The 19,995-nt window shown below is 48.0% G+C and carries 29 protein-coding genes; 6 read left to right on the forward strand and 23 right to left on the reverse strand.

The window, feature by feature from the left end:
* Positions 1-147 precede the first annotated feature (147 nt).
* The 16 genes from DWX59_RS28885 to DWX59_RS23655 all read right to left on the reverse strand — a co-directional run bounded on the left by DWX59_RS28885 (position 148) and on the right by DWX59_RS23655 (position 9,584).
* Positions 148-321, reverse strand: coding sequence for a hypothetical protein (locus DWX59_RS28885; RefSeq protein WP_166460289.1), 174 nt, complete (start codon positions 319-321; stop codon positions 148-150).
* 15 nt (positions 322-336) lie between these two features.
* Positions 337-540, reverse strand: coding sequence for a hypothetical protein (locus DWX59_RS23590; protein WP_166460290.1), 204 nt, complete (start codon positions 538-540; stop codon positions 337-339).
* Between the two features lie 20 nt (positions 541-560).
* Positions 561-740, reverse strand: a complete 180-nt coding sequence (locus tag DWX59_RS23595) for a hypothetical protein (protein ID WP_117562138.1) — start codon at positions 738-740, stop codon at positions 561-563.
* On the reverse strand, positions 718-2,328 hold the full coding sequence (locus tag DWX59_RS29465; protein ID WP_235845152.1) for a hypothetical protein: 1,611 nt from the start codon (positions 2,326-2,328) through the stop codon (positions 718-720). Before DWX59_RS29465 ends, DWX59_RS23595 begins: the two co-directional genes overlap by 23 nt.
* Complete coding sequence (locus DWX59_RS23605) at positions 2,267-2,563, reverse strand: LexA family protein (RefSeq protein WP_117562140.1); 297 nt, start codon at positions 2,561-2,563, stop codon at positions 2,267-2,269. Before DWX59_RS23605 ends, DWX59_RS29465 begins: the two co-directional genes overlap by 62 nt.
* Entirely contained in the window at positions 2,535-3,542 is a 1,008-nt protein-coding gene (locus tag DWX59_RS29470) for a DUF4373 domain-containing protein (RefSeq protein ID WP_235845153.1), read from the reverse strand. The genes DWX59_RS23605 and DWX59_RS29470 overlap by 29 nt, the downstream gene beginning before the upstream one ends.
* A 32-nt stretch (positions 3,543-3,574) precedes the next feature.
* Positions 3,575-4,330: a hypothetical protein gene (locus tag DWX59_RS23615; protein WP_235845154.1), complete on the reverse strand. Its 756-nt coding sequence runs from the start codon at positions 4,328-4,330 to the stop codon at positions 3,575-3,577.
* Between the two features lie 18 nt (positions 4,331-4,348).
* Positions 4,349-4,780 carry a hypothetical protein gene (locus DWX59_RS23620; protein ID WP_117562144.1) on the reverse strand — a complete coding sequence of 144 codons (432 nt, stop codon included), beginning with the start codon at positions 4,778-4,780 and terminating at the stop codon, positions 4,349-4,351.
* Between the two features lie 16 nt (positions 4,781-4,796).
* On the reverse strand, positions 4,797-6,344 hold the full coding sequence (locus DWX59_RS23625) for an ATP-binding protein (protein WP_117562146.1): 1,548 nt from the start codon (positions 6,342-6,344) through the stop codon (positions 4,797-4,799).
* Between the two features lie 11 nt (positions 6,345-6,355).
* Positions 6,356-7,096: a PD-(D/E)XK nuclease-like domain-containing protein gene (locus DWX59_RS23630; protein ID WP_117562148.1), complete on the reverse strand. Its 741-nt coding sequence runs from the start codon at positions 7,094-7,096 to the stop codon at positions 6,356-6,358.
* 11 nt (positions 7,097-7,107) lie between these two features.
* Positions 7,108-8,091, reverse strand: a complete 984-nt coding sequence (locus DWX59_RS23635; protein WP_117562150.1) for a hypothetical protein — start codon at positions 8,089-8,091, stop codon at positions 7,108-7,110.
* A gap of 3 nt (positions 8,092-8,094) precedes the next feature.
* Positions 8,095-8,262 carry a hypothetical protein gene (locus DWX59_RS28890; RefSeq protein ID WP_166460291.1) on the reverse strand — a complete coding sequence of 56 codons (168 nt, stop codon included), beginning with the start codon at positions 8,260-8,262 and terminating at the stop codon, positions 8,095-8,097.
* A 157-nt stretch (positions 8,263-8,419) separates the two neighbouring features.
* Positions 8,420-8,764, reverse strand: a complete 345-nt coding sequence (locus tag DWX59_RS23640; RefSeq protein ID WP_117562153.1) for a hypothetical protein — start codon at positions 8,762-8,764, stop codon at positions 8,420-8,422.
* Between the two features lie 26 nt (positions 8,765-8,790).
* The gene (locus DWX59_RS23645) at positions 8,791-9,027 is read right to left on the reverse strand and encodes a hypothetical protein (RefSeq protein WP_117562155.1); all 237 of its coding nucleotides are present in this window, start codon (positions 9,025-9,027) and stop codon (positions 8,791-8,793) included.
* Between the two features lie 15 nt (positions 9,028-9,042).
* The gene (locus tag DWX59_RS23650; RefSeq protein WP_117562158.1) at positions 9,043-9,363 is read right to left on the reverse strand and encodes a hypothetical protein; all 321 of its coding nucleotides are present in this window, start codon (positions 9,361-9,363) and stop codon (positions 9,043-9,045) included.
* The gene (locus DWX59_RS23655) at positions 9,360-9,584 is read right to left on the reverse strand and encodes a hypothetical protein (protein ID WP_117562160.1); all 225 of its coding nucleotides are present in this window, start codon (positions 9,582-9,584) and stop codon (positions 9,360-9,362) included. Before DWX59_RS23655 ends, DWX59_RS23650 begins: the two co-directional genes overlap by 4 nt.
* 95 nt (positions 9,585-9,679) lie before the next feature.
* Between DWX59_RS23655 and DWX59_RS23660 the strand changes: the two genes are divergently transcribed.
* Complete coding sequence (locus DWX59_RS23660; RefSeq protein ID WP_117562162.1) at positions 9,680-10,504, forward strand: hypothetical protein; 825 nt, start codon at positions 9,680-9,682, stop codon at positions 10,502-10,504.
* A gap of 142 nt (positions 10,505-10,646) precedes the next feature.
* Here the strand turns inward: DWX59_RS23660 and DWX59_RS23665 are convergent, their stop codons facing one another.
* A complete protein-coding gene (locus DWX59_RS23665; RefSeq protein WP_117562165.1) occupies positions 10,647-10,853 on the reverse strand; it encodes a DNA-binding protein in 207 nt (68 codons plus the stop codon).
* A 183-nt stretch (positions 10,854-11,036) separates the two neighbouring features.
* Between DWX59_RS23665 and DWX59_RS23670 the strand changes: the two genes are divergently transcribed.
* The 4 genes from DWX59_RS23670 to DWX59_RS23685 all read left to right on the forward strand — a co-directional run bounded on the left by DWX59_RS23670 (position 11,037) and on the right by DWX59_RS23685 (position 14,094).
* Positions 11,037-11,372 carry a helix-turn-helix domain-containing protein gene (locus DWX59_RS23670; protein ID WP_117562168.1) on the forward strand — a complete coding sequence of 112 codons (336 nt, stop codon included), beginning with the start codon at positions 11,037-11,039 and terminating at the stop codon, positions 11,370-11,372.
* 5 nt (positions 11,373-11,377) lie between these two features.
* Positions 11,378-12,091: an ImmA/IrrE family metallo-endopeptidase gene (locus DWX59_RS23675; protein ID WP_117562170.1), complete on the forward strand. Its 714-nt coding sequence runs from the start codon at positions 11,378-11,380 to the stop codon at positions 12,089-12,091.
* Positions 12,092-12,110: 19 nt separating this feature from the next.
* On the forward strand, positions 12,111-12,869 hold the full coding sequence (locus DWX59_RS28895) for a zinc ribbon domain-containing protein (protein WP_166460286.1): 759 nt from the start codon (positions 12,111-12,113) through the stop codon (positions 12,867-12,869).
* A gap of 190 nt (positions 12,870-13,059) precedes the next feature.
* Entirely contained in the window at positions 13,060-14,094 is a 1,035-nt protein-coding gene (locus DWX59_RS23685) for a site-specific integrase (RefSeq protein ID WP_117562173.1), read from the forward strand.
* 857 nt (positions 14,095-14,951) lie between these two features.
* Here DWX59_RS23685 and DWX59_RS23690 read toward each other — a convergent pair.
* The 5 genes from DWX59_RS23690 to scfA form a co-directional block, all read right to left on the reverse strand.
* Positions 14,952-15,566 carry an HAD family hydrolase gene (locus DWX59_RS23690; RefSeq protein ID WP_117562175.1) on the reverse strand — a complete coding sequence of 205 codons (615 nt, stop codon included), beginning with the start codon at positions 15,564-15,566 and terminating at the stop codon, positions 14,952-14,954.
* 87 nt (positions 15,567-15,653) lie between these two features.
* On the reverse strand, positions 15,654-15,935 hold the full coding sequence (gene yajC / locus DWX59_RS23695; protein ID WP_117562177.1) for a preprotein translocase subunit YajC: 282 nt from the start codon (positions 15,933-15,935) through the stop codon (positions 15,654-15,656).
* 48 nt (positions 15,936-15,983) lie between these two features.
* Positions 15,984-17,129 carry a tRNA guanosine(34) transglycosylase Tgt gene (gene tgt, locus DWX59_RS23700; RefSeq protein ID WP_117562179.1) on the reverse strand — a complete coding sequence of 382 codons (1,146 nt, stop codon included), beginning with the start codon at positions 17,127-17,129 and terminating at the stop codon, positions 15,984-15,986.
* Positions 17,130-17,133: 4 nt separating this feature from the next.
* The gene (gene scfB / locus DWX59_RS23705; protein ID WP_117562181.1) at positions 17,134-18,534 is read right to left on the reverse strand and encodes a thioether cross-link-forming SCIFF peptide maturase; all 1,401 of its coding nucleotides are present in this window, start codon (positions 18,532-18,534) and stop codon (positions 17,134-17,136) included.
* Positions 18,535-18,669: 135 nt separating this feature from the next.
* Complete coding sequence (scfA, locus tag DWX59_RS23710) at positions 18,670-18,816, reverse strand: six-cysteine ranthipeptide SCIFF (protein ID WP_002566540.1); 147 nt, start codon at positions 18,814-18,816, stop codon at positions 18,670-18,672.
* Positions 18,817-18,968: 152 nt separating this feature from the next.
* On the opposite strand from scfA, the gene DWX59_RS23715 reads away from it, so the two are divergent.
* Complete coding sequence (locus DWX59_RS23715) at positions 18,969-19,328, forward strand: TIGR04086 family membrane protein (protein ID WP_008726403.1); 360 nt, start codon at positions 18,969-18,971, stop codon at positions 19,326-19,328.
* 121 nt (positions 19,329-19,449) lie between these two features.
* On the opposite strand, the gene DWX59_RS23720 is transcribed toward DWX59_RS23715, so the two are convergent.
* Positions 19,450-19,938 carry a signal peptidase II gene (locus DWX59_RS23720; RefSeq protein ID WP_117562184.1) on the reverse strand — a complete coding sequence of 163 codons (489 nt, stop codon included), beginning with the start codon at positions 19,936-19,938 and terminating at the stop codon, positions 19,450-19,452.
* Between the last annotated feature and the right edge of the window lie 57 nt (positions 19,939-19,995).

The raw sequence follows: 19,995 nt of genomic DNA on the forward strand, positions 1-19,995 counted from the left end.
AAGCACAACTCCCTGTCTGATTTATCACGATATCTAGGCACCGGCTGAGCAAAAGGGCAGAAAACCTTATCTGATAAATCATCCTGCTGTAACTGCACACACCGGCTGCACTGAAACGCTTTCATTCTGCTTTGTACCTCCTAAACCTTAATTCTCTGAAATATCCTTTTCCAGAATATATTCCAGACAAGTGCTATTATTTTCTAAATATGTCTGGTTACACATAACTACTATCCAGCCTTCGCCTAAGGCGTCCCTAAGAGCAGTCATCGGATTCGTGTAATTGTTCGGATATGTTCTTACTACCTTCTGTTTTTTCATATAACCTCCTAAATCCTAAAATAGTATTGTAAAATAACGGTCAATAATATCTGAGCCAATCTGTACTATTCGCCCATCACTCTCAACTCGAAACAAGCTGTCTCGTAACCATCTTCTTTTAACCAACGTAATAAGCTCTCCGTGGTTAATAATATATCGCGAACCGTCCCACTGTGCTGCATTTTGGCTTGCTCCACCAAGCAAATACTTCTTCATCATGTCCTCCTCAAAATAACGATTTACGATACTATCCTCAATCCATCCTCTGGCACATCCACATACTCACCACTGTCCAGCAACACCCCCACAATCCCGTCATGGCTCCCAATGACCGTCCCACGGATGTTATGCCTCCAGGCTCCGTTGGTCCACAGCTGTACCCGGATGACCTGATGTTCATCCAACAACCTTACCTTCATTTTCCTCTCCTTCATGCGCCTCCTGCAGCATCCTGTAGGCCTCCAGCGCCATCATATGCTTTGTATAGTGGTATGGCTGCTTTTCTATCCAGGATGGCCCCATCATGTCCAGCTGGTCCTGCTCAAACTTTATCATGTTCTGCAGGATGGACTTATCATATGTTGCCACTGGTTTAGCCATTTTCGGCGGATACTTTGCAGCATATTCCGCTTTCAACCGGTCAAGTTCCACGAACATCATTGTCTGTCCGTTATTTTTGAAACACACATAGCAGAACCCATCATATTTGGCCATATATGTATCCCCCAGGACCTGGAACTGAATTGTCGGTACCTGATTCCAGACGGTATAGCATTCTTCCCGGTGCAGGGCCTGTAAGTATCCTTTGATGATTTCGGAACGCTTCCAGCCATAGGCCCCATGAGTCATCCTATTCTCCAACGAAAACACCGGTACCCCTCCAATATTCTCCCCTTCTGGTCCTTGAATCTTCTCGGGTAGCTGTCCCTGAAGGTCTGGTTCTGGATGTACGTCCACGGTTTTCTCAGCTTCCGGCTCCTGCTGCATTTCCGCAGCATCCTCCGCTTCCCGTTGCACTTCTGCAGCGCCCAGGGTATTCTGTCCCCGCTTCCAGGATGCCCAGCACTTCTCACACTCCTTGTGCCCCGCTTCCTGTTCCTCAGGTTTGGTCCCCCACTCCTGTCTCTGACAGTCCTGTATGCCGGGAGGACAATCCGATACAGCATTCGGTTCCTCCTTCCCATGTTCCTGTGGTACCGGCCTCCGGGACGAACTGTAGCACTCCAGCTTGCAGTCCCCATGCTTTACGCATTCCCAGCAGCACACCCGGCTACAGTCTTCCCCGGTGCCTGGGATAAGTTTATGGGCTTCCTCCAGGGTGCACTCAAACTCTGGCCTATGGATACACCTCCCTGTTTTCTCTGATTGTTCCTGTTGCGATATCGCAATGGTTTCCTTCCCAGAATCCGGTTCATCCTGTGGTAGAAGGTCCTCCGCGGATATGGTATAGGTCTGTTTTTCAGGACTGCCGGCCACCATCTCTTTCCTGGCTTGGGCAGCTGCTGCTACATCTTCCGGTTCCACGCCGGGTAAGTCCGTCAGTTCAATCTGGCCAGGAATGGCAATGTAGGGTATTTCCTTGGGTTTCTTCATCTCCCGTATCTGTACCACTGTCATGTCCGGGGTGACTTTCTCCAGCTGCTCCGCGTCCAGGCTTAACATCTCCTGGAGTTGGGATTTATTGAAATCCTTGTATTTATCATCCAGGATTGGGCTGTTCCCGTTGACCGAAAACTTATCATTCCGCGTCATGTACCTGGATGTGGTCGAAGCACTGAAACCGAACCGGTCTTTCGCATATTCGCATATATCCTTGTACCCAGCCTCCTTAAACAGTTCATTCCTGTTCACACATTTGAGATAATAGCCAATTGCTATCACGCTCCTGGCCGCTGACTTAAGGTTGGCCTGTATGTAGATTTCAGCATCCTCCAGGCTGACCCCCTCATACCATTTCTGTGCCGCTGGGGCTGTCTTCTCCACGGCGCCGGTTACCAGTTCCTCCATGTCCTTTCCTCCCCTCAATTTTTGTGTATCTATACCCAGGTACCGTGATGGTCCTGGGACATTCGTCAATGTAATTAATCAGACCAGCTGCCCGCATATCCCGTAAGTGGTTGAATATCGTAGATGTCGATGTATATCCTACCCCTTCCGATATCTCCCTGGTTGTAGGTGGGTATCCATGGTCCAGCATATAACCGGTTATGTAGTCAAGTATCTTCCGGTGTGTTTCCTTCATTCCCTGCTCCTTCCCCGGCCCACTCCCTCACCTGCTTTAGCATCAGGGCATCATAGTCCGTATCCCTCTGGTCAAAATTGTGGAACTGGTTCTTTGGATTTACAGCGCTATCCTTGACTGGCCGTTTCTTTTTCAACGGATATACCCCAGTCCAATTGTTCATGATGCTCTGGTCTAGGATTGCAATACGTTCCTTAGCATCACACCCTATACGTCCCAGTTCCTTCTTTATCAGCTCTGCCCCGTTAGCTGTCAACGGTTTATTGATATCCTTCCGGAACCCCACGAACCGGGTAAAGGCCGCATCCAGGCTTTCCTCCGCGGGAATATCCGGCTCTCTTTTATATAAGATTTCTTTTCTTTTACTTTCCTTTTCTTTTACCTGCATTTCCTCCGAAGATTTGCTTATTTCCTCCGCGGAAATTCCGTTTTCATCGGAATCAATTGGAAAAATGGGTGTATTTAATAAAGGTTCCCCGTTTTCATCAAGCAACCAGTATTGCGTACTATAGAGCCGTCTCTTCATCAGCTTCACAGCTATCATGTGGTAGCGTTTTTGAATCCCAACAGAGGTGATAATATTCTGCAGCATGAGGTCTTTATCGAAAAGTCCTAAATCAGCACAGTAATCTATCACTTGCACAACGGCCTTTTGGCTTTTAATCCACTTGTTTCCAATCTTTCGGATGACCATCTTGGATAGCTTGTCTTTCGATAGATTCGCATAATAGCCATTTGAGTAGACGATTGACAGCATACAGTCATATACGGTGACTCCCAGTGGGCCATATTCGTCCAGCAAATCAAATATCTTATCATCCTCATAGAAATTGACAACCTTCGGGAAGTAGTCCAGGTCCTTCCTGCAGTCCCTGCCCAGGAAAACCACCACCTTCCACTTAAAAAGGACGGGGCGGCGGCCAGAAAGTCCATTGTTGGCCGCCCCTTGTGACACCTCCGGCATCCAATACCGTGACATATCAGCCTGTCCAGAGGAGGTAAAACACCTTATTATCCTATGATTGTGATACGACTGCTGATTGCCTCGGGCATTTCCATGATGGCATCCGCAAAGTATTTCTTGATGTTCGCAACTGCTTCGTTCTTCCAGATGCCATTCTCCGCCTCAACAATCATGAAGGCAGGCTCATCCTTATCCCCAATCCTGAACACAAACTTGCTGGCAGGCTGCGCCACCTCCTGGAAGGTACGGTAAGGTATCAGCGTTACCGGATTGGGGACTATCACATCAGCCTTGGCAGCCACCCCCACGGTCATGGTCGCAACCTGGGACACGCCGTCATCCGAATAGGACTGCTTGTTTTTACGTTCCACGTTCCCGGCTACCTTCATAATCAACTCCAAATCAGCACTTGGCTGGAAGTTGGCCTGTATCTCAATCATGAACCTCTCCTGGTCGTACCAATGGCCAAACTGGAACTCGGAAGTCACCGCACCCACCTCAATCAGGCACTCCCTGTTACGCTCCGCATCCAGGGAGGACATCAGACGCACACGCTTCGGCCCCATGATATGTATGATCATATCCCTTCCTTTTGGGAACTCCTGGCTACAGCTGCCTATGTAATCCACCATGGATGACAGGCTGTGGGTTTCGATTGCTTCTGCCCTCTCTGGTACATCATACCGTTTCAGGCTCTTGTTGGCATAGGTCCTGCCACATATCTCAATTACCTCAGTCTTCTCGTTTTCACGTGCCAGTTCCTCCACATGTTCCAGCGCTTCTCTTAATCCTTCCATCATCATACTTATCTCCTTTTCTTTTTATTGGTTAGCCGCTGCCCTTAAATCAATAGGGCCTTTGCGGGGTTCCTCATAAATCTCGCCGGTTTCTGGGTCAAATGTCTGCGCCGGTTGCCGTACTTCTGTATACGCCGCGGCTGGTGACGCTGCAACAGATGTTACCTGGGGGCGGTCACTTCCATACTCTGACATCTCTATACGCCCTGTGTTGATATCCTGTCCCACCAGGAATACCGTTTCTGATTTCTGGAACCCGGCCAGCTTGGTCTTGACCTCAAACCTGATATCAATCACTCCATTGGACTTCGGCTTGAAATTTAGATTGATGGTCATCCCCCTGGCCGCCTCCGGGTCCATGTTAGGGTCAAGGATATTCCGGCCTATCTGGGCTAGGGCCATAGTGAACTTCTCAGCCAGCTCACCATTCCCAATACTGTCAAATGTGATTGCCACTTACTCACCTCCTCTTTTACATATATCTATCAACCAATCCTGCGATATCATAGTCCCTTTCCTGACCCCAAACATCCCAGAAATCAATTGTCCTTGAAACAGGACGCTCCCTTGCCAGCTCCACTTTGATTTTGAGTGGTATTGGGACAGCGTCACCAACAATCAGCACCTCGCCTGGGTTAAACATCGTAACAGAATCAATTATCTTGTCGTCCCCATCCGGCAGCATCCCTTTAATCAAAGCCTTGTCATTCTCATTGTTTAGCTTTCCGATAATCATGTTGGCACACTGGGCAACAATGGTCTTATTCAGCTCTGATGGCCTCTGTGTTGCCGGGAAAAGCGTGATGCCGAACTTACGTCCCTCCTTGGCAATGTCCTCAAACACTTCCACCATCCGTCTCTGGCTGGCTGTCAGCTGGAAGTTATCCGGTATATAGACATGGGCCTCGTCACATACAATGGTCACCGGACGGATGCTGTCCATGTCCTGCTGACGCTGGATATCAAATATAAGCCGTGAGATGACCCCTATGATTGGCAGGGCTACGTCATGTGGAACTGCCGACAGGTCAATGTTCTTGACTGGTTTATCCGCTCCCAGGACAGCTTCCATCACTTCATAGAGGTAGCCCTGCGGCTTCTCCACGAACAGGAAGCTGTACCGGCTGTCCATCATCCGGTCCTTCAGCAGGTTCACCGTACTGGTAAGTTTCCCGTTGTACTCACCTTTGGTCGTCTTAGCCATCCCGGCCTTATCCCCGGTCTTGTAGAACTCCCCTGTCATGGACACCTGGTTGTCCAGGCTTTCCATTTCATCAATTAATCCCTGATAGCTGAAATACACCGGCTTATTCTCCTTCCCATCCGGGCATACCCTGTAATATGCCTTGCGGAGCGCCGTCATCACCGTGGTGGCGCTCTCCTCGCGGATTTTAAGGATATTAGCCACGATGTCGTTAAACCCAAACATCCAAATCGGGAATGGGGAGTCCTCCCCGATGCGGATATTGGATGCATAAGACAGCTGGCTATACTCCCCATGGATATCAAACACAACCAGGTTAGCCCCTGGGAGCCTTGCGGCTTCTTCCAGTATCTTAGCCACGGTCTCCGACTTGCCGGCACCAGTATTCCCCACGATACAGGAATGGCGCTGGAAAAACTTATTGCCGTCCACAACCGCGTCACAGGGGTAGGCAGCATAGGAACCAATACGGAACCCTCCCCGGCCACGACCCAGCATATCCTCAAATTCCCTAATCCCGATACGGCAGATACTGACATTCGTTGTTGGGTATGCGTCTATGGCCTTTAAGAAACGCCCGTCCTTTAGGCTGCCGATGATGGTACAGTCAATACTCTTGATCCCGGTTATCTCCCCCAGGAAATCCTCCTCCCCAATCCGTTCCTCCGGATCAGTGTCGGTCAGCCCTGTTACCATGGTCACAAGGCTCACCTCCCCATCAGACACAGATAAAAGGTCATTGATGCGGATATCCCGGAACTCTGACAGGTTTGTCCTTATCTGGACGCTGTCACTTAATATTTTTACAAGTTTCATTTATTCCTCCCTTACAGTTCCAAAAGCTCGTTATAGTTACGGATGGATGCCGCCTTCACGGATTTACAGTAATCACACCTGCCGCAATACATCGGCGGTACCAGGCCCTTTTTTACATCACTGAAGCGTTCTATGTTTCCGATGATTTCAGTCCGGGCCATATCCAGCGTTGACTGGGGGATTTGGAATATATCCAGGTCCGTCACCCGCTCCTTGGTCGCTACCGCCAGATAAAACGGCAGGCGCTCCCCGGTCACAACCTCAACCCCTGCCTGATAGACAGCCCCCTGCAGGTCATACCTCCAAAGCGGCAGGCTCTTAAAGTTCGCCACCACTTTAAGGTCCGTGATGCAGATGCCTTCCAAATAGCTGTCCATTTTCATCTTCCAGGCGATATCCGGGAATGCCTCAAAGGTCATGATCCGCTGCTTTTCCCCGCTCATAAACCGCATAAACAACGGGTCTGACTTTATCCGGCCAATAATCTCATTGGCCTTGCGGAACTCACTTTTCAGTTCATTTTTCCGTGTAAACAGAGCCGGGTTATCCTGCATGAACTGCTGCAGGGCTCCCTCGAAGTAGGAATCCACAAAGGAGCCGACCAGCAGCGCCCTGGTGATGGGCTGCTGGTATTCCCCGCGTATCTTTGCCAGGGCCATTGCCTCACATTTGACAAAATCCTTGTATTGGGACACTGAAAAGTACTGCTCATTGGCTTCCTGGCTGTAATAATTCTCGGATGTCAGTTCCATAACTTCCCCCCCTATTTAAACCTCGGCTCCTGAGTTTCATCCGGAACGAAGGACGGGTCCAGATCCTGCTGCTGGGCCTGCCCTGTTTCCCGGGCACTGTCACCTGCAGGCCTTCCTGTTCCTACCGGCTGGGATTCTGACTTCCTGGCTTTCCCTTTCCTATCCTTCCCGGCCTCTTCCTTTCCCTCGAACGGATTCCTATTGATTTCGGATTCATCTACAGCCGGCGCTATGTCAAAATAATCTTCACGGTCTGCCATACCATCACGCAGGGACATGTATACTTTTTTCAGGCGGATTAGGTTCTGCATGGTAAAACTCTCTATTTTGCATCCCATGAACTTCTCCAGCATTGCCACTGTCACGCCGTATTCCCTTTCAAACGTGCCAGCAATCGCGCGGACTGTATCTTCCAGGGGCTCCCCGTTCTCACCCGCCAGCGTTTTCCCACACTGTGCAACCGCAGCCTCAATCACATCCCCGGGGATAATGCCCAGGATGCACGCCCTGAGCCTGCGGGCTCCATAATTTGCTACCTGTTCGTAAATGTCCCGCGGCGCGGTAAGGGGGACATTGCCGTTCTTTTTTGATTCCCTGACATGCGGCACGGAGAAAATCTTTGCCTGTCGGGTATTTGTTTCCAAATCCCAAGCATAGGCCATGACCTGGCTTTCCCCGTTTCTTTGCTCCAGCTCAATGATCCCAAAATCAATATTCCCCCAGTTCTGGGCCATTGCCTCCGCCAGACGGATGGATGGCCCAGTCACACGCTCACCGCCACGGGGGTATTCGTACATAGACTTTTCTGCCAGACCCTTACGCTGGCAGGCCTTCATGATGCGGTTGAAACTTTCAAACTCATTTCGCGGGAACTTCTTGGCAATCACCATGGCCGCCTGTACTTCCTGGGCCTGACGGCTTACTACCATTTCCGTTATTGTTCCGCGTGGCGCTGCCACAGCATTGTTCTCAAAAATATTTGCAATCTGTTCCATAAATCATTCCTCCTTAATCCGGTTCCCGGAGTAATACCACTCCACCAGCATCTGCTTAAATTCCTCCTGCTCCTCTACGGTCCCTTCCAGGCATCTTTCCAACGCATATGTATAGGCCTTCCCTTCTTCCACAACCTTATCAACCTCAGGTCCTATCCCTCTGTAATACATTCCGTATCACCTTCTCTTGCCATAATCCTCCCGCAGTAGGGACACGGTGTAATCTCCCCCAATAGGGACCAGGTCCGAAACCCACAGCTACAGTTAAGTACAAAAAAAGGTGCCGTAATCTTTACCTGGCTGTCTGGGTACCGCTCTGGCCGGGGCATCACATCTTCTCCTTTTCCGCCAGGATTTCTTTGACATGGTTCATCATGTATTCATTCGTTTCCTCTTTGACCAGTTTTTGGAACGTCATCATGGCTTTCAGGGTGGCATCTGCATTACCCTCGCAGTATTCCTCCAACATTGACATGATTGATTCCCCAAGGCATTCAATTACATGGGGAGGATTCAGTCCCCCACCCACAAGCATGCACTGGGACTGGTATTTAACATGGCTGACGCTGTTTTCTGTTTCCTGGATTCCTATTGCAAAAAGCAGTTCACATGGGGATAACTCAGCATTAGTCTTAACTTCTCCGAAACTGCACTCAATTGTTCCTTTAATCATTGTTTTTTCCTCCTGAATCCCTTATACTAAGGGTGATAAGTTATTGTCTTGGACTCTTGACGGCTCCACCCGTCTGGGGTCCGTTTTTTTTGTGGGCCAAAATACCCTCCGACTTCGTAGGTTGACTTATTGTTGTCCCAGTTATATGCCCTGCCATGCCCATCTGCCAGAATGTATATACTCACATCTCCAGTTCCGGTCTTACTGCGCCATTCTGCCAGCAGGTCCATTATGGCCCGCAGTTCCTCCTCAGGCCTGTACATCTTCCTCACCTCCTTTCACAGCTCCACACCCATTGCCAGCGCCATGACCACCATAGCTGCCATCCACATCCCCAGCAGCCATATGACCGCCGGCACAATCCATTCCGTGGCATCCACAATCTGCCTGGCACAGCGCCGCAGGAAGTTGGCTATCCACCTGGCCAGCCGCATCCATGGACCGTCCCGCCGGTTCCGGCGCCGCCTGACTATAAGAATCCGCCGTCTGCCCATCATGTTGGTAAGCACCGCGGTGGTGGGGCCTACGATGTCCAGACGCCAGCCAGGGTATCGGATGGCCGCCTTGGCGCGGATGGCTAACTCGGTTGTTTTTGTCATTGTTCCTGCCCTCCCCTCAATGGCCTTCCCGCCAGCTGCTCTATCAACCAGATATGATGCATCCTAAAGTCCCCTGGGTGGCATTTCCGTTTGCCCAAGGTATTAAACGGCATCCCGATTTTTCTTGCCAGCCCCTTATCGGTCAGGTTATTCCTTATCTTGGCCTCGCTGATGAGGAGTTTCACTTCATCCTCTTGTCGTTGGTAATCGCTCTTTTTCATGCTGGGTATCCTCCTTTCTTGTGTTTTCTCCCCCTCCTTGGTATACTGTACTTACAGGCGTTGCAGCGCCAAGTACAAAAGGAAGGATTATATATATGAACAATAATAACCAATCACTCATAGCCGCAGTGTCTGCATTTCAAAGTTCTTTAGAAAAGATGAATACAGATTTAACCGCCGCTTACTCTCCCATTATTCAATCTGTTTCGCAAATGCAAAGTGCACTTGCTTCCACCATGTATCCGCAGATAAGCTTAGCTAGTCAAATACAAGCTATGTATGAAGCTCTATTGGCACCCATTCAGGAAATGCAGCTTTCTATGAATAGAGTAATTTCAAATGATATTGCAAATGCTCTAGCACTTAACAACTCTGCTATCCAAGATTTGACAAAAAATATTCAGAACAGCCTTGTTGATTTTAGTTCCCATATCTCAACTGACTTTTCATCAATATTGAAAAACATTTCCTTTCATCAAGAATATGTGGAAGTGCCCGAATACCTATACTCTTTTACTATTCATGGGAATGAATACCCACAAGAAGTCCCGCTTACCGCTGAAGCCCCAATTCCAAAGCGACGCATGACGCTGGAATTCTTTTTAAGCTGTGTATTGCCAAATATAATTGCTTTATTTAGCGTGTGGTTGACCATCTATTATCACAATGTAGACACATCTTCTCAAAGTACAACTGTGCAGGCTGAATTAACCATGTTTGAAAGCTATACCGAATCATTAAATCAACTTAATACCTCAGTGTCCACACTTAACGATTATTTAGTATCTCAGTCAAAATTGTATCCAGATTCGTGTTTAGCTGTTGCAACAGATTCAAATGCTGTTCGTGAAGTAAACGAATCTGATTCCGCAACTGCTGGTGAATCCGGAAATCTTGATATGCTCCAACAGCCTGATTAATTGATATAACCGCTATTACTATCCAGACCATAGTGATATGCGGTTTCTTCTTTTCTTCCATCCCCCTCACCTCCTTTTCCAGTTGACACACGCATGTGATAATGGTATAGTTATCCTTATCGAACGTATGTTTGTTTTGGTGTTATTTTTCTCTCGTGAATAGATAATCTAAATCGTACTTTGGAAACAGGACATTACGAATTGCTACTGCATCCTCGTGATAGAAACCTTTTTTGGTTTCACCATTTACCGTATCACTTACAGTTTGGTATCTACAACCAAGCAAGCTTCCTATCTGAGCAAATGTAACGCCTTCGTCCTTCATAGCCGTTAAGAAATTTCTGTACATTTTTTTTCACCTCCTATTAATTCCGAATTCCGAATTGGATAAACCGATTATATTCTTAATTCAGTATTTTGTCAATGCAAAATATTCCCTTTGACGAATTTATTCGGTAAAGCGAATATTTTATGTTTACAAAATTCTATTTTGGATATATAATGGAATTACTTAGAAAAAGAGGTTGCGACTATGGAAAAAGCTAAAATTTTAGAACGCTTAATCAAAGAACAAGGCTATAGCCTTAAGTCATTTTCGGCAAAGTGTGATATCCCATATACCACGCTATATGGGATAATGAAAAATGGTGTCGGTAAAGCAACTGTTGATAATGTAATGGCTATATGTCATGGACTTGGCATCACCATGGATGATTTAGAAAAAATGGCAAACGACAAAAAAATCATAAAGCCAGAGCCTACTTATGCGGATGTGGAACGTCTTGTAGCACGCAATGGCAAGAATATGTCTGTTGAACAGAAGATGCGCCTAATCAAACTACTGTCCGAAATAAATAATGGGGACTGATTTGATTGAATCACGATTTTATACTTGGTAAGGTACTTGAAACATATACTTTTTGCGAATTTAAAAAATTTCCTTTTGATTGTTTTAAGGCAATTGAAAAATATGGCTATCATATTTATACGTATAGTAAACTAAAGGAAATAAACCTTGAAGCTTATGAATTATGTGTTTCTTGTTCTGACGAAGCATATACCGAGCCATTCAGTCGTACTGTTGCTTATAATGAAAATATGCCTCCTGACAGGATTATATTTTCTCTGGCCCATGAACTGGGGCATATCGTGATGGAGCATCCGTACAAAGCAGAGTATTATGAGTCAGAAGCAAACTGTTTCGCAAGCTACCTCCTGGCCCCCAGGATGGCAATCCATTACTGCCAGTGTAAAAACGCTTGGGATGTTGAGCATCACTTTGGAATATCTGGAGAAGCGGCTGATTGTGCATTTGATGACTACCGTAGGTGGCGCAGGCGCGCAATGCATAGGATGTATCCAATTGATTGGGCAGTATATCAATACTTTTATAACCCAGATTTTAAAAAATTTATCTGCGGTGAAAGTACATGTTTCTACTGTGGTCGGACTTTTTATAATAAACCCGGAGACTGTATTTGCCCAATTTGTGACGCCAAGGTTAGCCAAGAATTATATAATCCGTTTAATGATTTACTATCACCAGAAAACAGAGCATTAGGTGCAATGAATGCACAATTATTATGAATGAAAAGAGGAAAAGAATATGGCGCTGATAATATGTTCAGAATGTGGTAAGGAGTTTTCTGATAAGGCATCGGCCTGCCCAAATTGTGGCTGCCCTATTGAAGCAATCTGCAATAGCGCATCAAACGATACCGACATGCAAAACCTCTGTGCAGATGAAACAGACTCTGTAACCACAGCAAATAAAGTATGGGATTCTGTCCAAACTGGGATACAATCGGCCATTGAAAAGAATAGAAATGCCATAAAAGCCACAAAGCAAATAGGACCAGTCCAAATCGATGAAAACCATAATATGTTTAGAATTAATGGGGCTGTACCGATTAACGGAAAAACAGATGGTTTGGGGAAATCCATGTTTAAAGGCATGATGGCCATTGGTACCATGGGGATGTCAGTTGCTGCCGGAAAATTAATTGGCGGTGGAAAACAAAAAGTAGGAAATAAAGAGTGGCTTGACTTTTCCGATTTGTTGAATTATGAGTTACTAGAAGACGATAGTCTTGTCACTAGCGGCGGTGTAGGACAGGCTTTAATTGGAGGAGCAATATTCGGTGGTTTTGGAGCAGTAGCTGGAGGTATCACTGGTAAGAGGGTCCAGAAAAAGAAAATAGAATCTTTATACATAAAAGCAACTGTAAATAATTTTTCTTCTCCGTGTATAATGATTCCCTTAATCACTAAATCTACCAAAACAAATAGCAAAGAATACCAGACAGCCTTCAATTTGGCCCATCAAATCTTATCTGCTTTTGATGTTATAACACATAATAAATAGTAAGCAAAAAGCCCTAGGAGCAGCGAACTCCCAGAGCTTTTAACATAGATTTTCTCTTGCCGGACGAATCCAGGAAGATATAAATCAATCTAACACATCTGAATTATATCATTCCTGCAGCGTCCTGGCAAGAGGGCGTATTTTTTATACCCAAAAATTGTTGCGATATCGCAACGAAAGGAGTGATAGCATGGCAAAAAAAGGCAAGAACAAACTACCATCCGGCAACTCACGCATCCAGGTATATGATTATACCGATGTCGACGGAAAGAAACACTATAAATCCTTCACGGCCCCCACGAAGAAGGAGGCCAAGTTCCTGGCCGCCCAGTGGCTCGCAGGGAAGGCCGCTATGGCTGAGGAGGACATCACCCTGTACAAGGCCGTCACGCGTTATATCGACGCCAAGAGAGGAGTCCTATCTCCCAGTACGATACGTGGGTATGAGGCCGTACAACGCAATTATATCAAACCTTATGCGCTGGGGCGCACCAAGCTTCCGGACATGACCAATACCAAGCTGCAGGTATGGATAAGCGACATATCTGCCAAGGTGGGACCTAAGAGTGTCAGGAACGCCCACGGCCTTGTATCGGGCACATTGGAGATGTTTCATCCGGATTTCCATATCAAGACCACGCTTCCTGCCAAGGAACGCCCGGACCTTTACACGCCATCGGACCAGGATATAAAGATCCTGCTCCAGCATGTGGAGGGAAAGGAACTGGAGATAGCCATCTTCCTGGCCGCCTTTGGCCCATTACGCCGTGGGGAGATATGCGCATTGGACAGTGGCGACATACATGGGAACATGGTGGATGTAAATAAGAGTATGGTCATGGGACCTGACAAGATGTGGCATATCAAACCACCTAAGACCTTTGGCAGCTACCGCCAGGTTGAGTTTCCGGATTTTGTGATTGCGAGGATGAAGGGTATCGAAGGCCGCATCGTGAAGGCCACTCCAGACCAGATAACCCACCGGTTCGAACGGGCCGTCAAGTCAACAGGATTACCAAAATTCAGGTTCCATGACCTGCGCCATTATGCAGCCAGTATCATGCATGCCATCGGCGTCCCTGATCAGTACATCCTCCAGCGCGGCGGATGGGCAACGGATAATGTCATGAAGACGGTTTACAGGGATGTCATTGACCTGGAAGCGGTGCGCCAGACAAAGAAAATCAATAAGCACTTTACTAAGGTGTCCGGTCTCAGAAAGTAGAAAGTATCACACGAAGTATCACACGCGGCCTGGAATCCCTTGTAGAATAAAGGTTTTACTATGGGTTCGAGCCCCATTACTTCCACTGATAAACCCGCTTGGATACATTGACGTTGATGTATGGGCGGGTTTCTTTTTTTGCAGGCGGATATCCTGTCTGAAGGCGGTTTTCCCTTCATACTTTCTTTCGCAATGTCCAAACTTTTTTGTAAGAAATATTACGCTTCATTACGATTATCTGACTTCTATTGAGTTTAGACCCAAACTATGATATATTGATTTCAGTCAGAGATGACGCGGCCCGGTACTGGCGCCCATAAGGGCGGACCAGACCGGGCCATCCCCCTTTTATAGGCCGCCGGATAACCGGACGCGTCATGTACTGTTAACCATCTCCCTGTTTTATGTTTTTCCATGTCATGGATTTCCGCCTGACCATCTACTGTTAAAATTCCCCAGCTTATCCGCAGACACTTCCCGGCTTTTTCCGATTATACTGATTTTTGCGTAAAAAATACCCAAAAATACGGTCAGTGTGCATAACACGACGTATTTTCAGGCTTTCCGGCGGATGGGCCAATTTTAAGAATTTCTTAATAATCTATTCAAGGAACATTCAAACATTCTGGAGGATTGCATGCTATACTAAGTACATAAGAGATGCACGAATATTTAACAACTATCCTTCAACCCTTTTTGAAAATCCGAAATCCTAAGAAAATTGCTCCGTACCGAAAGGTGCGGAGCTTTTTCTATGTATCCCTCATGGAATCCTCCACTCGCATACTCTTCTATGCATTTACGCTTCCATGTCTAAATCCTCTATACATATACGTACATACCGCACGCAGACCTTCCTACCGGTTGAGGGATGCCAGGACTGTCCTCAGCTTACCTACGTCCCCATCCTCAAAGCAATACCCTTCCATCCCGCATCTGCGCGCGCCTTCAATATTCAGGTTCAGGTCATCAACAAAGAAACACCCTTCCGGTTTCAGATGGAAACGGTCAAACAGATGCCCGTACATCTCCTTCTGCGGCTTCAGGCATTGCACCTCTGCTGAAAACAGGATGCCGTCAAAGCAGTCAATGGCCGGAATCACCTCTTTATAGCACTTAAGAAGGCGGACCGATGCATTGGAACAGAGATAGATTCCATAGCCCATGGACTTAAGCCACCGCACCAATTCCTCCATCCCCTCTTTTGGTTTCATGTTATACTCATGCCAATGCCAGAAACACCATTCAGCCTGTTCACGCTTGCGCTCCGTATCCAAACGCTCCTGCATTTTCTTAAGTGCCTCTTCCTCAGGCATGACTCCCATGTCTAAAAGGACCCATTCCGGCGAGGCAAATACGGAGGTGCTTACATCCTTCCTCTCCTGCTCATCCTCTATGTATATCTGGCACACCAGGTTGCCCACATAGCTGACCAGTACCTGCCCCATATCAAAGACTATATTCTTAATCATCCGATTCTCCTCCTGTCAGGCATTGATATGAAAAAATATGATATATATCAGAAAACCCGGGACAGCGCCCCGGGTTTCATGTCATGATCAGGCTTCCGCTTTCTCTACCTGAACAATGGCAGCCTTCTGCATAGGAATACGGCAGTTCTTGTTGCTGCCGAATTCAACGATTACGGTATCATCCGTCATGTCGATGATAACGCCGTAAAATCCGCTGCTGGTCAATATGGTGTCGCCTACCGCAACACTATTCAGCAGCTGCTGCTGTCTCTGCTTCTCCTTCTTCTGAGGACGGATTGCCATAAAGTATAACATACCACCCAGAAGAACAATATAGAGAATCCAGAAAATCGGACTACTTGTATTCATTCTTATTTTCCTCCTTCATGCCTACTGCCGCCTCGCCACAGTAGTTTTTTATTCATTAGACTTGGCGGAGCTTTCCATGCCTGCAAGCTTGGCCGCTTTGTATTCTGCATAGCGGTGCTCCTCGATGGCGTCGCGAATCTCTTTCATCATTGTATTATAAAAATACAAATTATGCAAGGTGCATAATCTCATTCCCAGCATTTCTTTTGCTTTCAGCAGATGGCGTATATATGCCCTGCTGTAGGAACGGCAGGCCGGACAGCCGCAGCCTTCCTCAATGGGCCTTGCATCCAGCTCATATTTCTGATTAAAAAGGTTCAGCTTTCCGTGGTTGGTATACACGTGGCCATGGCGCCCGTTTCTGGACGGATAGACACAGTCAAAGAAATCCACGCCCCGGTCCACTGCCTCCAGGATATTGGCGGGTGTTCCCACACCCATGAGATAGACCGGCTTTTCCTCAGGCAGATGGGGAACCGTCACATCCAGGATGTGATACATCTCCTCATGGCTCTCGCCCACCGCAAGCCCGCCCACCGCATAGCCGTCCAGATTCATCTCCCGGATGGTCCTGGCATGTTCCACACGGATTTCGTCCACAACACCGCCCTGGTTGATACCGAACAGAAGCTGTTCACGGTTCACGGTGTCCGGCAGGGAATTAAGCCTTTCCATCTCCTCCTTGCACCTGCGAAGCCACCTTGTGGTGCGGTCAACGGACTGGCGGATATATTCATCACTTGCATGGCTGGGAGGACATTCGTCAAATGCCATGGCAATGGTGGAGCCCAGGTTGGACTGTATCTGCATGCTCTCCTCAGGCCCCATGAATATCTTATGGCCGTCTATGTGGGAATTAAAGTAAACGCCTTCCTCTTTGATTCTGCGCAGCTTGGTCAGGGAAAATACCTGAAAGCCGCCGGAATCCGTAAGGATGGGCCTGTCCCAGTTCATGAATCTGTGCAGGCCGCCAAATTCCTTAATCAGTCTGTCGCCTGTGCGGACGTGAAGATGGTAGGTATTGGACAGTTCCACCTGGGTGTTGATTTCCCGCAGATCGTCCGTGGACACAGCGCCCTTGATTGCGCCAACCGTCCCCACGTTCATGAACACCGGTGTCTCAATCACGCCGTGGACGGTTTCCATTCTGGCCCTTTTTGCCCTTCCGTCCTTTGTTATTACCTGATATTTCATATAGTTAAGCCTCGTCATCTGCCAGGGCAGCTTTAATCATGATGGCGCACTCAATACGCTTTTTCTGCATCTCACAGCCGATTTCGTAAGCGCCGTTAATGGAACCGCTGCAGTTGTATGCATTGGCTGAACATCCGCCGCTGCAGTAGAACCTTGCAAAGCAGTCCTTGCAGCCCGGCTTGGCATACACATTGCATGTCTTGAATTCATCCCTGATATCCGTATTCACGATACCCGTGTCCACATTACCCATGAGGAACTGCTCCTGCCCCACAAACTGATGGCATGGATAGAAGTCCCCCCATGGCGTGACTGCCAGGTACTCGGTGCCGGAACCGCATCCCGCCATACGCTTGGCAACACACGGACCTGCTGTCAGGTCCAGCATGAAGTGGAAGAAATTAAATCCCCTTCCTTCCTTCTTGCGCTTGATATACTCCAGGGCCAGCTTGTCATACTCAGCCAGGATGACCGGGATATCCTCCTCACGGATGGAATACTCCTCAGCCGGGTCAGACACTACCGGCTCCATGGACATCTGCTCAAAGCCCAGGTCCGCATAATGGAGCACATCTGCCGCAAAGTCCAGGTTATGCCTTGTAAATGTCCCGCGGACATAATAATCCTTCTGGCCCCTGCTCTTAGCAAATTTCTGGAACTTGGGAACCGTCAGCTCATAACTGCCGCTGCCGTTGCGGAATGGCCGCATCCTGTCATTGACGTCCTTGCGCCCATCCAGGCTCATGACCACATTGCTCATTTCCTTGTTGCAGAAATCCATTATATCGTCATTTAACAGCACGCCGTTGGTGGTGATGGTAAAACGGAATTTCTTGTGGAACTGCTCTTCCTTGGAACGGCCATATTCCACCAGGCGTTTTACCACGTCCCAGTTCATGAGGGGTTCGCCGCCAAAGAAGTCCACCTCCAGGTGTTCCCTGCTGCCGGAATTGGCAATGAGGAAATCCAGGGCCTTTTTCCCCACCTCATAACTCATCAGGGCGCGGCGGCCATGGTACTCGCCTTCCTCTGCAAAGCAGTAGCGGCAGGCCAGGTTGCAGTCATGGGCAATATGCAGGCACAGGGCCTTGACCACGGTCTTACGTTTTTTAAAATCCACCACGAAATCATGGTAAATGTCCTTTGTCAGAAGCTGTTCCATGTCAATCAGCTCCTGGATATCCTCCAGCGCCTCCCCCAGTTCCTCAGGTGTATATCTGCCCCACAGGCGGTCAAATACATCTGATTTGACTTTGGCTGAAAGGGGCTCAGGCTTTTCCATCTCAGGAACCAGCCCTGACACCACCTCCACAGCGTCATAAACAACCGGGTCTACCACATGGACGGAACCGCTGTTCACATCCAGTATGATATGGTAACCATTATTTATAAATTGATGAATCACGGATCTACTCTCTCTTTCTAAGGGGCAAGCCCCAACTCCTTTGCGTGGCAAAGCCCCTATAATCCCATCGACCATAGGGGCTTTCTACCAAATTCCTGTACGTATCTCAAATCAGTATTGCGTCATACTTACGTATCAGCGGTTAGCGTTCTCACAGCTCTGGTTGCCAACCGTGCAAGATGTCTTACATGCTGACTGGCAGGAAGTCTGGCACTCGCCGCAGCCACCTTTCTTCATGGTGTCTTTTAAGGTATTCGTATTCAATGTCTTAACGTGCTTCATATTACGGCACCTCCTCTTATCCAAAATATAATTCCTTGAAATTATAACACAGGTTAAAGCCCCTTGCAACGGTAAATTATAAAGGTTTGTCATATTAATGGCGCCCCCGGGAATATACTTCAACATAGATTCTTATGAAGGAGAACAATCCTATGGAAAATGGCATCGTAAAACCCATGATCCGCTCCCTGCTCATCTCCTATGTGCTGTCCGGAATCCTCCTGGCTGCCCTGGCATTTGCCCTGTATAAACTGCATCTGAAAGAGGGACAGGTAAATCTCATGGTATTTGCAGTGTACTTCGTCACCTGCCTGGCCGGCGGCCTGCTGGCCGGAAAAGGAATCCGGCAGCGCCGGTTCTTCTGGGGGCTTTTGTCCGGTCTGTTTTATTTTGTAGTCCTGTTCGCCGTATCCTGGGCCATGAACATGGGCTCTCCCATTGACATGGAACGCTCTGTCACTGTCATGGGTGTATGCGCGCTGGGCGGGACCATCGGGGGAATGATCAGTTAAAACAGGCCCAAAACCGCAATCTGCCGGATAACAGGCGCCCGCTTTGCCGCAGGCGCCTGTTATCCGGATGCATTCCGGTGTCTTATCATCTTATACTGATTCCCAAGAGTGTGTTTGATAATTACTTTTTCCCCACCTTTTTAGCGGTCTCCGCCAGGCTTACCGCCACCTGCTCCGCCACGATGACGGCGCTGCCCAGGAACACGAACATATCTCCCAGGTTGAATACCACCTTCTTCAGCCGGTCCCACTCGATTGAAAAATAATCCACCACATACCCGCGTGCCAGACGGTCATAGAGATTGCTGAGGGCACCTCCTATAATGATGGAAAGCCCCAGCTTCTGTGCTGTCTTTCCTTTTCCCTGCAAAAGGGAACACAGCGCGCCTGCCATGGCGGATATGACCATCAGCGGCACCGTCTTTACCAGTTCCGGCCGTTCCTTAAGGAATCCAAATGGGAAACCGGCATTATGGTTCTTATGAAGCTTAATCATCCCCCGGGAATTCGGCAGTTCCCTTGGAAACGTCCCGTCCTCCTGCCCTTCCACCACACTTTTTATCCCAAGGTCCAGTGCTGTCAGACCGCCTATTATCCAGCCATATATCATAAACCAGCCTTCCTTTCCACATTTTTCTTTCATTTTACTATGGTTTCACACAGCCGT

It is taken from the genome of Enterocloster aldenensis (assembly GCF_003434055.1).
Classification (GTDB): domain Bacteria; phylum Bacillota; class Clostridia; order Lachnospirales; family Lachnospiraceae; genus Enterocloster; species Enterocloster aldenensis.